Genomic DNA, 14,195 nt, shown 5'->3' with positions numbered 1-14,195 from the left:
TACGAAGTTCGATTACAGTAAATTTTAAAAAATACACTCTTTGAGCTTATTTGGTGTGCCCTCAATTTCTAAAATTTAACGTAATGTTTTTACAACTTATTGCTTGACTTTATATAGTTAGTCTTTCTAAATTAATTGAAGTCTTCATAAAGCCTTATCGATTCCCATTTCCTATACACGACCTCAAAGGGCCCAACATACTCAAAACAGATTCAACTAAGGATATGAAGCGGACCAGTTTTTTGTACGGTCTAAAAAAGACCTAAAGAACCTACGATCTCTCCTTCATAATCTACTATAAAAAAATAGTAGTGAGTAATCCACCGTCGTGGTTTACTCACTACTAATCTTAGTATGTTTTTTATATATGGTTTTATAATTTTTAAGTTGATTTAATAACTTTTGTACTACGCTCAGCTGATTGTTTTCCAAGGCGGAGGTCGCTTTTAAAGCCTCGCGGTTGTGAGGGCTTTTTCAGCTCAATCGGCTGGGCTCTGTCTATTTCGCTGTGCTCATAGTCAGAGCAAGCTACGCCGATTGCCCTATATACCGCTTTGGAAAATAATAAGCTGAGCTACGTTGAGTATTCCGACGAAAGTAAAGCAATATAATCAGGTTAAAACTGCTAAACGGAATTTAAAGACTTCGGAGTCGACCGAGGTTTTCTCATGACCAGTCAATCAATCGAACCCCCAAGTTGGTAAAAAATAGGAAACATCCCCCACTTTACTCCACTATTCAGAAACGTTGATTTATAAAGGATTACACGATGTTGGTGGTTAAGTTGAGGGATTTTTTGATGAAAAAAGGAAAAAAAGTGGTAGAAAGTGGTGGGGTGTGGTAGACTAAAGTTAACTTAGAAAGGGGAGGTCTCGGTCATGCTAATTGGAGAATTTCAACATAATATTGATACCAAAGGCAGACTGATTATGCCCGCTAAGTTTCGTTCAGAGTTAGGACAACAATTTGTCATAACTCGAGGTTTGGACGGATGCTTATTTGGTTATCCAATGGAAAGTTGGATAGCCCTACAAGAGAAATTAAAGCAATTACCGTTAGCCAAAAAAGATGCCCGTAAATTTACTCGATTTTTCTATTCGGCTGCCACTGAAGTAGAAATTGATAAGCAAGGGCGCGTAAATATACCACAGAATTTAATTGACTTTGCTAAGATCGATAAGGAATGTCGCGTGATCGGCGTATCGGACCGAATTGAGATTTGGAGTAGCGATCAATGGGATTCATTTGCAGAAGAAGCTGAAGAAGATTTTGAAGCAATTGCAGAAGAGATGATAGATTTTGGATTTTAATCAATGGGGTGAACAAGGTGCAATTTGAGCACGAAACAGTTTTGTTAAGAGAAACCATAGATGGACTAGAGATTAATCCTAATGGAGTTTATGTTGATTGCACGCTTGGTGGTGCAGGACATGCACAATATATACTTTCACAATTAAGTGACAAGGGAAAATTGTATGCATTTGACCAAGATATTAATGCTATTAATAACGCTAAAGAAGTTTTAAAAGAAGAGTATGCACAAGGAAAAGTTGTATTTATTCATAGTAACTTTAGAAATTTAAAAGAGGAATTGGCTAACTTGTCAATTCGTTATGTTGATGGAATTTACTATGATTTGGGTGTTTCATCACCTCAATTAGATCATGCAGATAGGGGATTTAGTTATCATCAAGAAGCAAAATTAGATATGAGAATGGATCAGTCGCAAGAATTGTCAGCTTACGAAGTGGTTAATTATTGGTCATATGAACAATTAGTTAAAATCATCTTCCGTTATGGAGAAGAAAAATTTGCTAAACGTATTGTAAGGTCGATTGAACAAACTCGTGAGAAGAAACCGATTGAATATACAACTGAACTTGCTGAAATAGTAAAATTAGCAATTCCAGCAGCTACAAGACGTACTGGTGGACACCCAGCTAAGAAAACTTTCCAAGCTATTAGAATTGCTGTAAATGACGAATTAGGTTCAATTGAAGAATCCTTAGAGCAGGCGTTAGACCTTTTAAAAGTTGGGGGTAGATTATCTGTTATTTCTTTCCACTCACTTGAAGACCGTTTGGTTAAACAAATGTTTAAGCAAGTAAGTACACCACCAGAAACGCCAAATAATTTACCGTTATTACCAGAGCAAATGAAACCAGCATATCGCTTAGTAAATCGCAAACCAATCCTAGCATCGAATGAGGAATTAGAGCATAATAATCGTTCGAGAAGTGCAAAATTAAGAATTATCGAAAGACAAATTATCAACGAATAAAGCAATCAGATTGAAATACATTGATTATATTAAAGTAATGAAATTAGACTATGATAGGGAGGGACAAATGTGGCCGAAAGAGTAAAAAACTTTGAAGTAGATTATTCTAAAAAGTACGACCAAGCAGTATCTGAACAAGTCGGTAAATATGAAACGAGTATTGCAACTCAAAGTTTACCTGCACAAGGGGGTCAACATTACCAGACAACCAGTCCAGATACATATGCCGCTTTGTCTCGTAACCAATCAAATCGTTTGGTATTAACTGCTTTAGAACAATGTTATTTAGTCGGGATTGCAGCGATTGTAATTTGTTTGACTATTTGTAATTTAGTGATACAGTATAAAGATAATCAGCTTGCTGCAGCAACTTATGAGTATCAAACTAAAACGTCAGAAGTTAGCAATCAAACAGATTTGCTCTTGACGGAATTAGCTGCTAAGTATGATTACAACACAATTAAACAAATTGCCATGGATAATGGTATGACATTGCAGAAATCACAAGTAAGGAATGTTGGTGAATGAGAAAGTTTAAAACGAATTCAGACACGCGTAAAAATGTGACAACATTAGCGTTTTTATCCCTAGCTGTGGGGGTTTTACTTATCTTAAGATTCGGCCAGTTAATGATTAATAAGACTGTAAATAATATTGACTTAGTTGAGTATGGTCAAAATAATGATATGGGAAGTAGTATTACAGAAGCAAGGCGTGGGACCATTTTTGATCAGAATGGGCAGCCGATTGCTATGGATACTACTTCTTATTCTATGTATGCAGTATTAAATAGTAGTTGGGACGATAATGAGGTAGTTGATACAGATTATACGGCAAGAGTCTTGTCAAACTATCTTGACTTAACTCAAGATGAAATTTTAACTATTTTATTAAATCCAGACGCAAATCAAGTTGAATTTGGTGAAGCAGGTAAGAATATTACACCGGACACTAAAACATTGATTGACAATGAGAATTTACCCGGTATAAAATTTGATAGTCAAGTTAAGCGACAATATGTAAATGATTATTTCGCCTCACACTTAATTGGTTATGCTGTTACAGAATTTGATGAGGAACTTAATACCACTGTCCTAAAAGGACAAATCGGGATTGAGAGTGGCTTAGATGGTAGATTAAGTGGCATTGATCAATATAAAACTAACTTAGATAATAATATACAAGCAGACTATTTATCAGGTGATGATGTTTATTTAACCCTTGATTCGAGATTGCAAAACTTTATGGAAGATTTGTTAGATATTAATTATAAACGTTATCAACCTGAAGAAGTTAGTGCATATCTAGTCGAAGTCGAAACGGGTCGCTTACTAACGGCAGCCCAGAGACCGAGCTTTAATCTCAATACACGAGAAGGGATTGAACAGAAGTGGACAAATATGCTGGTTGAAGAAGCTTTTGAACCAGGCTCCACTATCAAAATATTAACCCTCGCAACATCTTATGACTTAGGGCTTTATCAACCAGGCGAAACATTCATGTCGGGTGAAGTAGCGGTTTATGATCAAATTGTTCGAGATTATAACTTGTATGGATGGGGAGAAATTACGTTTGATGAAGGTCTCTCGCGTTCTAGTAACGTTGGCGTTGTTAAACTAGTTGAGAGAATGGGCGAAGACAAATGGGTTCAGGTATTAGAAGAACTTGGATTTGGAAAGTCGACTCAATCTGGTTTGCCTAACGAAACAGAGGGTAGTTTACAATTTGATAACCCAGTTTCGAAAATAATGTCGAGTTTTGGGCAAGGATTTGCTGCTAGCCCTATTCAATTGCTTCAAGCATATACAACTATTGGAAATGATGGTAAGCAAATGAAGATTCAATATATTGATCGAATGAAAAGTAGTCAGAATACTTTTGAAAGTGAAGTACTTGGTCAGCCAATAACAGAAGAAGCTGCTGATCACGTTTTAGGTCTAATGGTGAATACAGTAGAAGAGAGTTACGGTACGGCGCAAGACTTTAAAAATCAAACGGTTAATATTGCTGCTAAAACAGGTACCGCACAAATTGCCGATCCTAATGGAAATGGTTATTTAACTGGAGATTACGATTATTATTTCTCAGTTGTCGCTTTTTTCCCCGCGGAGGATCCGGAATTTATGTTATATATCAGTATGAAACAACCAAACAATCCACAAGGAAGAACAGGCTCGCAAATTTTATCGGAAATTTTCCATCCATTTGTTGAGAATGTCATGATTAATCAATAGAAAGAAGGCAAACAATGGAAGTAGGAGAATTACTCAGTGTGTTAGTGGACGTTCAAATTTTTGGAACAGATTATTCAACACTTGAATTATCATCCATTGTCAATGACACACGTAAAGTTACAGAAAACGGTAGTTTTATTGCAATTAAGGGTGAAAATTTTGACGGGCATGATGCATTAGATGATGTTATTAAAGCAGGAGCAAAGTTATTAATCGTTGAAAAACTTCCAGAAAATTGGAAAGAATTAGATGCGATGTTTGTAAAAGTAACGTCTACGTATCGTGCTCAAGCAGTTTTAGCAAGTAAGTTTTTTAATATGCCATCTGAAAGCTTGAACTTAGTTGCAGTAACGGGTACTAATGGAAAAACAACTACCAGCACAATGATTAGTGATTTACTGAATGCACTCGGTCATAAAACTGGACTAATCGGAACGATACATTATAAGGTCGATGAAACTTACTATCCAGCTGTAAACACAACACCAAATGCGTTGGAATTACAAAGACTGTATAATGAAATGCTTATAGCAGGATGTAAGGATGCTATTATTGAAGCCTCTTCCCATGCATTATCTTTAGGGAGAATTTGGTATAGTGATATTGATTGTGCAATCTTTACCAACTTAACTCGTGAGCATTTAGATTTCCACAAAACGATGGATAATTATGCTTATGCTAAGAGCTTATTATTTGCACAGTTAGGACAACAATTTCATAATGGTAAACCACGTTTAGCAATTATTAATTTAGACGATCCATATCATGAAGTGATGAGCCAAGCAACTGGAGCTAACATTGTTAACTATAGTTTAAAAAATTCGAATGCGACGGTTTTTGCAGATAATATTACAAATTACCGTGGTGCTACGAGTTTCCAATTATATTATAAAGGCCAAACATATTCAGTAACGCTACCAATGTTGGGAGAGTATAATGTTTCAAATTACTTAGCTGCCTTTTTATGTATGACCGTTTATTATGGATATGATGTCGCAGCTGTTTTAACAGCGACAGAACAATTTCACGGAGTAGCTGGACGTATGCAATCAATTAACGAAGGACAAAATTTTACCGCAATAGTAGATTTTGCGCATACACCCGATGCATTAGAACGTGTATTAAGTGAATTGTCTGAACGTAAACAAGGGAAATTAATTGTTTTAACAGGCCACAGTGGAGGGAATCGAGATAGTGGGGCACGACCAGAAATTGGCGACTTACTCTTTAAGTATGCCGATGAAATTGTGTTTACTGCGGACAATCCACGTTATGAATCAATAGATAAAATCGTAAGTGAATTAGTTCAGCAACATGACGAAAAAACGTTTATCACAATCGCTAAACGAGAAGAAGCAATCGCTTATGCTGTTGAAACTGCACAAACAGATGATATTATTCTTTTTGCTGGTAAAGGCGGCGAGGCTTACCAAGTGATTGAAGATCAATATGTTCCATATAATGAAGTTGAGGTTGTTAGAGAAGCAATAAAAAATTCTTTATCGAAATAGTGATTAGGTTAAAATAAGGAGAAGAAACATGGAGATATTAGTTCCTTTCTCAGTAAGTTTTGCACTTACTGTTACAATTATGCCATTTTTTATTGGCTACTTTAATTATAAAAAAATTGGCCAGACAACACGTGAAGAAGGCCCGTTATGGCACGAAGTTAAAACAGGTACACCTACAATGGGAGGAACAGTTTTTGTATTCTCAATTATTGTAACGCTGTTGTTATCTGCCTGGTTTATGAACATTTCAGACCCTAGTATTTGGATGATGTTATTAAGTTTCTTATTATTTGGTGGAATCGGATTTCTTGATGATTTTATCAGTATCTTTAAAAAACAAAATGAAGGTTTGACGTCTAAACAGAAATTTTTTGCTCAATTAGTTTTTTCTGTTGTCGTTATAGGCTTAGGTATTTTGTTAGGTGAACAATATGCGATTCCTTTATTTGGGATGAATATTACAAATCCAATCATCATTATTTTATTCGCATTATTCTGGATAACGGGTTTTTCAAATGCGGTAAACTTAACGGATGGATTAGATGGTTTAGCAGGTGGATTGAATATTATTGCATATGGTGCGTATTTCTATTTGGCCCTTCAGACTGGCCAAGAGGCAATTGCATTAATTTGTTTGATAGTAGTAGGTGCATTATTAGGATTTTTATTCTATAATAAGAAGCCTGCAAAAATTTTCATGGGTGATGTTGGTTCACTAGCACTAGGTGCTGGCTTGGCGGTTATATCTTTAATGATTAATAACCCTTGGAGTTTAGTCATAATCGGTTTAGTATTCGTACTTGAAACTGCTAGTGTGATGATCCAAGTTGCTGTCTTTAAAAAGACTGGTAAAAGAGTATTTAAAATGAGTCCAGTACATCATCATTTTGAAATGAGCGGATGGTCAGAAAGTAAAGTAGTATTCGTATTCTGGACTGTTGGTATCATAGCCGCATTACTATATTTTGCTTTAGCTGGCGTACTTTAGTAAAAAGAGGTCTTAATCATGCTAAAAAATATTGATTTAACAAACCAAAAAGTTCTTATTTTAGGTTATGCAATGACTGGTAAAAGTGTTGCAGAATTTCTATTAGAACAAGGTGCAAACATTACAATTAATGACCGAGGGGATCTTAGCAAAGACCCGTCGGTTACTTTACTTTTATCGCAAGGTGCAAAAATTGTCTCGAATGGACATCCAATCGAATTGTTAGATGAAGGATTTGACTTCATTGTTAAGAACCCTGGGATACCTTATTCGTTGCCAATTATTCAAAAGGCACTTGAAAGAAAACTACCAATATATACTGATGTCGAATTAGCTTCATGGTTCAGTGAGGCGCCAATTATTGGTGTAACAGGAAGTAATGGTAAGACGACTACTACGAGTCTAATCTACCAGTTACTTTCAAATCGTTCAAAAGGACAAGCTTATCTAGCGGGAAACATAGGTATACCTAGTCTAGAAGTAGCCAAAAAAGCTCAAATGGACGATGATGTGATTATTGAATTATCGAGCTTCCAATTAATGGGGATAGAGAAATTTAAAGCTAAGATTGCAGTTATATGTAATATCTTTGAAGCACACTTAGATTACCATGGTAGTCGAGAAGAATATATCAAAGCTAAATTAAATCTAGTCAAAAATCTAACTTCTGAAGATCAAATCGTATATAATTATGATCAGCAAGAGTTTCAAACCTGGTTAGCAAATACTGAAGCTGAGCGAGTGCCTTTTGCAGTAGATCAAGTTGATGAATTCGTTCAGAAGAATGGTGCTTATGTCATTGATAGTGCTATTTACTTTAAAGGTGAAAAAGTGGCGGAGGTAACGGATATTCAAATTCCGGGTAAACATAATGTTGAGAATGCCTTAGCAGCGATAGCGGTCGCAAAACTTAAAAATGTATCAAATGAATCGATTAAACAGAGCTTACATCAGTTCCAAGGAGTTGCGTATCGAATTCAGCCTATAGGCCAGTCGCAAGGTCGTAGCTTCTTTAATGACTCTAAAGCGACCAATATTACAGCTACAATTACAGCCTTAAAAAGCTTTAATCAATCCATTGTTTTTGTAGGTGGGGGCTTAGATAGAGGTAACGAATTTGATGAGTTAATACCCTATTTAAAACAGGTGAGAACTGCGTATTTATATGGCGAAACGAAACATAAAATGAAAAATGCGTTCGAGCTTGCTGGTGTGAGTCAAGTTGAATTATTTGATACTCTTGACGAAGCAACTACTGCGGCATACCGTGCAGCTGAAAGCGATGAAACGGTCTTACTATCACCAAGTTGCGCTAGTTGGGATCAGTTTAAAACCTTTGAAGAAAGAGGAAAAGTATTTACTGATCTTATTCAACGATTAATTATTGAAGAACCTTATCAAGAAAAATAAAGGGTGGAAATAATGAAAGAAATTAAAAGAATTGTACTTTCAGGTGGAGGTACAGGTGGACATATTTATCCTGCACTAGCTCTTTATCGTACAATTCAACAAAAGTATCCGAATGTTGAATGTTTATACATCGGAACAGAAAAGGGTTTAGAATCTACAATTGTTCCGAAAGCAGGTTTAAATTTCAATAGTATTGAAATTCAAGGTCTAAAGAGAAGTCTATCATTAGACAACTTTAAATCGTTATGGCTAATGTTGACAAGTACAAGTAAAGCTAAGAAAATACTTAAAGACTTCAAACCAGATGTCGTAGTAGGTACGGGAGGCTATGTGTGCGCACCAGTACTATATGCTGCTTCAAAATTAAATATTCCAACATTAATTCACGAACAAAATAGTGTGGCTGGAGTTACTAATAAATTTTTAAGTCGCTCGGTTGATGTTATTGCCACATGTTTCCCAGAAGTAGAGAAAGATTTTAGTAAGTTTGCAGACAAAGTACGTTATACGGGAAATCCTCGAGGACAAGAAGTTATTCAAAGCCAAGCGGATCCAGAAATTTTACGAACACAATTTGAATTGGATCCAACTAAAGCAACTGTATTGGTTTTTGGTGGTAGCCGAGGTGCGCCAGCTATAAACCAAGCAGCTTTAGAGGCGATGAAACTGTGGCAAGCGATTGATTACCAAATAATTGTCGCAACCGGAGAAATTCATTATCAAGAGTTTATTGATCAACTAAAAGCAAATTCGCAACAAATTCCAGCCAATATTAAAGTTGTTCCTTATATTGAGAATATGCCTGCTGTCTTCCAAGCGATTGATTTAGTGATTTGTCGAAGTGGTGCAACTACTTTAACGGAATTGACAGCACTAGGACTTCCTAGTATATTAATTCCTAGTCCGTTTGTAACAAATAATCACCAAGAGCATAATGCTTTGTCGTTAGTAAATAACGGAGCTGCTAAAATGATTAAACAAAATGAACTGACTGCAGAACACTTAGTTAAGCAAGTGAATGCAATCATTACAAATGCTGAGAAGTTATCAGCGATGAAAGAATCAGCACTTGAATTAGGAATTAGAGACGCGTCAGATCGAATCATTAATGAGTTGGAAGCAATTATTTAAGATTACTTCAACATAATCAGTGAGTGTTAAGGAGGTGACAACATGGGGAATTACCGAATTGATACAGAAATGCTTAAGAAAAATTACCAAAGGCAACATCGAACAATATCTGAAAGAAGCGAACAGCCATCCACTATACCGATGGGAAATTATCGGATTGATGCCAATGGAAAACCTATTATTCCATCAAATATTAATCTTTCAGAGGATTCTGATTTAGATAATAATGATTATTTTGATAATGTAGATAATGTGCATCAAACACATAGTGCTCAAAACGCCTCGAACATTTATCATCTTAATGATTATCAAACTTATACCAATTCGTCAGCAAGGTACTATGATGAACCTACAGAAAGCATTAGAAATTATGAACCAATGCAAGATTATGCTTCTCAAAGAAATTATCGAATGGATACGCGCACTAACTGGCAAAAATTTAATCAAAGATTACAAGCTACTGTCAGTCCTGTTGGTAATAATAAAAGTATTCAAAGATTACCAAGAGGGATTATAAAGTTAACGTCGATATTCTTTTTGATTTACATGGTCATGTTAATTTCTGGCTGGCAACTTTTACCCTTCAATAAGGTTAACCAAGTTGTCATCACTGGAAATAACTATGTAACGAGTGAGGCAATTGAAAATTCAGCGAGAATCCGTGCAGCAGACACAGTCGAAGATGTCATTAGCCAGAAGCGTGCAATCGAGGCAAAAATAATCGAAGAAAATCCAATCATTGAGAGTATCATTATAACGCGAGATAATTGGATGCGATTAGAGTTAAAAGTTACAGAGCATCAAGTTGTCGCCAAGGTTGAAAAAGACGGTCAGTATATACCCATTATGACTAATGGCGAATTACTAGATGATGAAACCACAGTCATCACGATGACAGAAGATGCGTTAAATACTTTACCGACTTTAAGTGGTTTTAGTCGTAAAGGTAAATTAATTGAATTAACAACCATTTTGAGACAAGTCGATCCAGAGATTCTTAGGAACATCTCGACGATTAGTTTGTCAAATGATCCTCAAAAGCCAAGCGGAATTATTGTTAATATGAAAGATGGAAACAAAGTTAGAGCCGTAATTTCAACATTTGCTCAAAAAGTCAACTTTTATCCTGAAATGGTTCAACAAATTGGCGATCAAATTGGTACAATAAATCTTGAAGTAGGAGCTTACTTCATACCAGAACAGAGTAATACTAATAGTGTGAACTTAAACATTAATTAAGATAAAAGCAAAATAGTAATTGATAAAGAAATATGATTTTTCTTCTTTTAAAATCAAGTTTATGCTACTATATTAGTTGAGACATAAGTAGAAATTAGAAAATGCTCCTTAAATTAGCAAATTAAGAAGGGGGTTAAAACCTGAATGAGAAACCAAGAAATTTTTGTGAGTTTAGATATCGGGACAACTTCCATTAAAGTCGTTGTAGCGGAATATATTAACGGAAATGTCAATATTATTGGTGTTGGAAATGAAAAGTCACGTGGATTAAGCCGCGGTGTAATTGTCGATATTGATGAGACAGTGTATTCAATTCAACAAGCCATATCTCAAGCTGAACGTAAAGCTGGGGTTAAAATCAATGAAGTGGTGGTAGGCATACCGAGTAATAAATTAGCGATTGAATCATGCCATGGTATGATTGCAGTTGCTAGTGAAAATAGAGAGATTACTGCAAGGGATGTTGATAATGTTATATCAGCAGCTAAAGTTCGTTCAGTTCCACCTGAACGCGAAGTAATTAGTATTATTCCAGAAGAATTTATCGTTGACGGTTTTACTGGTATTCGTGATCCTAGAGGTATGATTGGCGTAAGACTAGAGTTATATGCAAGTTTATTAACGGGTCCTCGTACAATTATCCATAACATTAAACGTTGTGTAGAAAAAGCGGGCTTAAAGATTAATGAACTTGTATTACAACCACAAGCGATTGCGACAGTAGCTTTATCGCCAGATGAGCGTGAATTTGGTACTGTAATTATCGATATGGGTGGAGGCCAAACAAGTGCTTCAATTATTTATGACAACCAATTGAAGTATTCATTTGTAGATCAAGAAGGTGGCGATTTCGTCACTAAAGATATTTCGGTTATTTTAAATACATCACTTGATAGTGCTGAAAGAATCAAACGTGAATACGGTTATGCTGTATCAAGCCAAACTTCTTCAGAAGAGTATTTCCCAGTTGAAACGGTGGGCCAGAAAGAACCAGTTCGTGTTGACGAGAAATATCTATCAGAAATTATTGAAGCACGTTTAGTTCAAATTTTTGAAACTATCCATGAAGACTTAGGAGCTGTTGATGCATTAGATTTACCAGGAGGCTTTGTTTTAACTGGTGGAGCAGCATCATTACCAGGTGTCCTAGAATTAGCACAACAGTATTTCGGTGAGCAAGTACGTGTTTACATTCCAACACAAATGGGCATGAGAAATCCAATCTATACAACTAGTATGGGAATGATTGAATATGTAGCTGGCTTAGACGATATTCATCGTATTGCACAAGGAACGTACAACCGTACAACACCTTTAACACAAGCGTCTACTGTTGTTTCAAGAGAACGTACTGAAGCGCCACGAGGTTTCGCCACAACACCTTATGGTGGAGACAATCGTGGTTCAAAAGCACGTAATGTGACTGAAAGACCTGTTAAACAGACAGAACAATACAATTACAGTTCATTTGAACAAGCTGGTTCATCAATGGAAGACGATTCAATGTATTTTGAAGATTATCAAGAAGATTCATACATACCTGAACAAATCGTTAAAGAAAAAGAACCTAAAGCGAATGGTTTGATTGCTAGAATACGAGCATTTTTTGCTACGTTTTTTGATTAAGAAAGATTAATCTTTACACAGGAGGAATTCACAGAATGGAATTATCATTTGATTCAAATACAAATGCACAAGGAGCCGTAATTAAAGTTATCGGTGTTGGTGGTGCAGGTGGTAACGCCGTAAACCGTATGATTGCTGAAGAAGTACAAGGTGTAGAATTCATTTCAGCGAACACTGATACACAAGCATTACATGGTTCAAACGCAGAAGTAAAAATTCAATTAGGACCAAAAGTTACTAAAGGTTTAGGAGCAGGATCATTACCAGAAATTGGTGAGAAAGCTGCGGAAGAAAGTGAAGAGCAAATTAGACAAGCTTTAGAAGGTGCTGATTTAATCTTTATCACTGCTGGTATGGGTGGCGGAACTGGTACAGGAGCTGCACCAGTTGTTGCAAAAATTGCTAAAGACTTAGGCGCGTTAACAATTGGTGTTGTGACACGTCCGTTTACTTTTGAAGGTCCAAAACGTGGACGTTTCGCAGCGGAAGGTTTACAAAAGTTAAAGGAAAATGTTGATACTTTAGTAACAATCGCCAACAACCGTTTATTAGAAATCGTTGATCGTAAGACGCCAATGTTAGAAGCTTTTAGCGAAGCTGATAATGTATTACGTCAAGGTGTTCAAGGTATTTCAGATTTAATAACTTCTCCTGGTTATGTAAACTTGGACTTTGCTGACGTTAAGACAGTTATGAAAGATCAAGGAACAGCTTTAATGGGTATCGGTACAGCGTCAGGTGAAAACCGTACAGCTGAAGCGACTAAGAAAGCTATCTCTTCACCATTACTTGAAGTATCAATCGATGGTGCAGAACAAATTATCTTAAACATCACTGGTGGGGCTGACTTAAGCTTATACGAAGCACAAGATGCAAGTGAAGTTATTGCTGCTGCTTCAAGCTCTGATGTGAACATTTTATTAGGTACATCTATTAATGAAAGCCTAGGCGATGAAGTGCATGTAACAGTTATTGCAACTGGAATTGCTTCAGAAAAAGCTGAAAGAGTTAAAACACCAGCTCGTCAACCACGTTCAAGCTTCAGTCAAGCATCAGAAACAAGTACTAAAGCTAATAATGTACAAGCTGAATCAGTACAAGAGCCAGTTCAACGCCAAACACGTGAACCAGAAAGAGATTTATTTAGTAACTGGGATATTAAACGTGAAGATAATCAACGTGATGTTTCAGAAACAGATAAACCTCAACGTACTTTCCAACGCTCGTCAAATGATGTACCAAGTCGTCAGTCTGATAGCGTAGAAAATGATGAGTTAGACACTCCGCCGTTTTTCCGTAAAAGAAATCGTAACTAATTAACTAGTAAAGTTAAGTGTTATTTATATTAAATCATTGTGAGGAAGCCATTTTTGGTTTCCTCTTTTTAGATATTTGTAGTAAAATAGTAGAGTGTAATGAAAGTTACAGAACTTAGAGATAAGATAGATTACAGTATAGGTGAGAAACCTTAAGATTGGAGTGACCAATGATTATTTTATTAATAAGGTTAGTCGATTCAGTATTCAATATTTACAGTATGGTTTTAGTTATCTATGCCTTACTTTCTTGGTTGCCTGGCGCATATGAAAGCCAGTTGGGCCAAATTATTATCAAAATTAGTAAACCCTATTTAGACTTTTTTGATCGATATATACCGCCGATAGGTGGAATTAGCATCAATGTCATGATTGCTATTTTCGTATTACAACTAATTCGTAACGGTGTAATGGGCTTATTGTTTAGACTTTTCTAAAAACGGGGTTTTAGGAGGTTGT

Annotated in this window: 12 protein-coding genes; all 12 read left to right on the top strand. The window is 36.0% G+C overall.

The features are described from left to right. Positions 1–878 precede the first annotated feature (878 nt). Complete coding sequence (gene mraZ, locus GF867_RS08240; protein ID WP_153832625.1) at positions 879–1,310, top strand: division/cell wall cluster transcriptional repressor MraZ; 432 nt, start codon at positions 879–881, stop codon at positions 1,308–1,310. Positions 1,311–1,327: 17 nt separating this feature from the next. Beyond that, positions 1,328–2,281 carry a 16S rRNA (cytosine(1402)-N(4))-methyltransferase RsmH gene (gene rsmH, locus GF867_RS08235; protein WP_375774007.1) on the top strand — a complete coding sequence of 318 codons (954 nt, stop codon included), beginning with the start codon at positions 1,328–1,330 and terminating at the stop codon, positions 2,279–2,281. Positions 2,282–2,350: 69 nt separating this feature from the next. Continuing rightward, the gene (locus GF867_RS08230) at positions 2,351–2,809 is read left to right on the top strand and encodes a hypothetical protein (RefSeq protein WP_153832624.1); all 459 of its coding nucleotides are present in this window, start codon (positions 2,351–2,353) and stop codon (positions 2,807–2,809) included. After that, complete coding sequence (locus GF867_RS08225) at positions 2,806–4,515, top strand: peptidoglycan D,D-transpeptidase FtsI family protein (RefSeq protein ID WP_153832623.1); 1,710 nt, start codon at positions 2,806–2,808, stop codon at positions 4,513–4,515. The genes GF867_RS08230 and GF867_RS08225 overlap by 4 nt, the downstream gene beginning before the upstream one ends. 14 nt (positions 4,516–4,529) lie before the next feature. Beyond that, positions 4,530–6,026, top strand: a complete 1,497-nt coding sequence (locus GF867_RS08220; protein WP_153832622.1) for a UDP-N-acetylmuramoyl-L-alanyl-D-glutamate--2,6-diaminopimelate ligase — start codon at positions 4,530–4,532, stop codon at positions 6,024–6,026. Between the two features lie 28 nt (positions 6,027–6,054). Beyond that, positions 6,055–7,014, top strand: coding sequence for a phospho-N-acetylmuramoyl-pentapeptide-transferase (gene mraY / locus GF867_RS08215; RefSeq protein ID WP_153832621.1), 960 nt, complete (start codon positions 6,055–6,057; stop codon positions 7,012–7,014). Between the two features lie 18 nt (positions 7,015–7,032). After that, complete coding sequence (gene murD / locus GF867_RS08210) at positions 7,033–8,424, top strand: UDP-N-acetylmuramoyl-L-alanine--D-glutamate ligase (RefSeq protein WP_153832620.1); 1,392 nt, start codon at positions 7,033–7,035, stop codon at positions 8,422–8,424. A gap of 12 nt (positions 8,425–8,436) precedes the next feature. Beyond that, entirely contained in the window at positions 8,437–9,555 is a 1,119-nt protein-coding gene (gene murG / locus GF867_RS08205) for an undecaprenyldiphospho-muramoylpentapeptide beta-N-acetylglucosaminyltransferase (RefSeq protein ID WP_153832619.1), read from the top strand. Positions 9,556–9,597: 42 nt separating this feature from the next. After that, entirely contained in the window at positions 9,598–10,794 is a 1,197-nt protein-coding gene (locus GF867_RS08200) for a cell division protein FtsQ/DivIB (RefSeq protein ID WP_153832618.1), read from the top strand. A 144-nt stretch (positions 10,795–10,938) separates the two neighbouring features. Then, the gene (ftsA, locus tag GF867_RS08195) at positions 10,939–12,420 is read left to right on the top strand and encodes a cell division protein FtsA (protein WP_153832617.1); all 1,482 of its coding nucleotides are present in this window, start codon (positions 10,939–10,941) and stop codon (positions 12,418–12,420) included. A gap of 35 nt (positions 12,421–12,455) precedes the next feature. Further along, positions 12,456–13,736 carry a cell division protein FtsZ gene (gene ftsZ / locus GF867_RS08190; RefSeq protein ID WP_153832616.1) on the top strand — a complete coding sequence of 427 codons (1,281 nt, stop codon included), beginning with the start codon at positions 12,456–12,458 and terminating at the stop codon, positions 13,734–13,736. 170 nt (positions 13,737–13,906) lie between these two features. After that, positions 13,907–14,173 carry a YggT family protein gene (locus GF867_RS08185; RefSeq protein WP_153832615.1) on the top strand — a complete coding sequence of 89 codons (267 nt, stop codon included), beginning with the start codon at positions 13,907–13,909 and terminating at the stop codon, positions 14,171–14,173. Positions 14,174–14,195 lie beyond the last annotated feature (22 nt).

It is taken from the genome of Fundicoccus ignavus, assembly GCF_009659375.1.
Classification (GTDB): Bacteria; Bacillota; Bacilli; order Lactobacillales; family Aerococcaceae; genus Fundicoccus; species Fundicoccus ignavus.
The sequence above is the reverse complement of the archived record's forward strand: the minus strand, read 5'-3'. Positions and strand labels throughout refer to the sequence as shown.

What these genes read in the sequence shown, in the direction of transcription:
- mraZ (WP_153832625.1), top strand. Translation starts at nt 879, where the DNA reads ATGCTAATTGGAGAATTTCAACATAATATTGATACCAAAGGCAGACTG.
- GF867_RS08225 (WP_153832623.1), top strand. Translation starts at nt 2,806, where the DNA reads ATGAGAAAGTTTAAAACGAATTCAGACACGCGTAAAAATGTGACAACA.
- GF867_RS08220 (WP_153832622.1), top strand. Translation starts at nt 4,530, where the DNA reads ATGGAAGTAGGAGAATTACTCAGTGTGTTAGTGGACGTTCAAATTTTT.
- mraY (WP_153832621.1), top strand. Translation starts at nt 6,055, where the DNA reads ATGGAGATATTAGTTCCTTTCTCAGTAAGTTTTGCACTTACTGTTACA.
- murD (WP_153832620.1), top strand. Translation starts at nt 7,033, where the DNA reads ATGCTAAAAAATATTGATTTAACAAACCAAAAAGTTCTTATTTTAGGT.
- murG (WP_153832619.1), top strand. Translation starts at nt 8,437, where the DNA reads ATGAAAGAAATTAAAAGAATTGTACTTTCAGGTGGAGGTACAGGTGGA.
- GF867_RS08200 (WP_153832618.1), top strand. Translation starts at nt 9,598, where the DNA reads ATGGGGAATTACCGAATTGATACAGAAATGCTTAAGAAAAATTACCAA.
- ftsA (WP_153832617.1), top strand. Translation starts at nt 10,939, where the DNA reads ATGAGAAACCAAGAAATTTTTGTGAGTTTAGATATCGGGACAACTTCC.
- ftsZ (WP_153832616.1), top strand. Translation starts at nt 12,456, where the DNA reads ATGGAATTATCATTTGATTCAAATACAAATGCACAAGGAGCCGTAATT.
- GF867_RS08185 (WP_153832615.1), top strand. Translation starts at nt 13,907, where the DNA reads ATGATTATTTTATTAATAAGGTTAGTCGATTCAGTATTCAATATTTAC.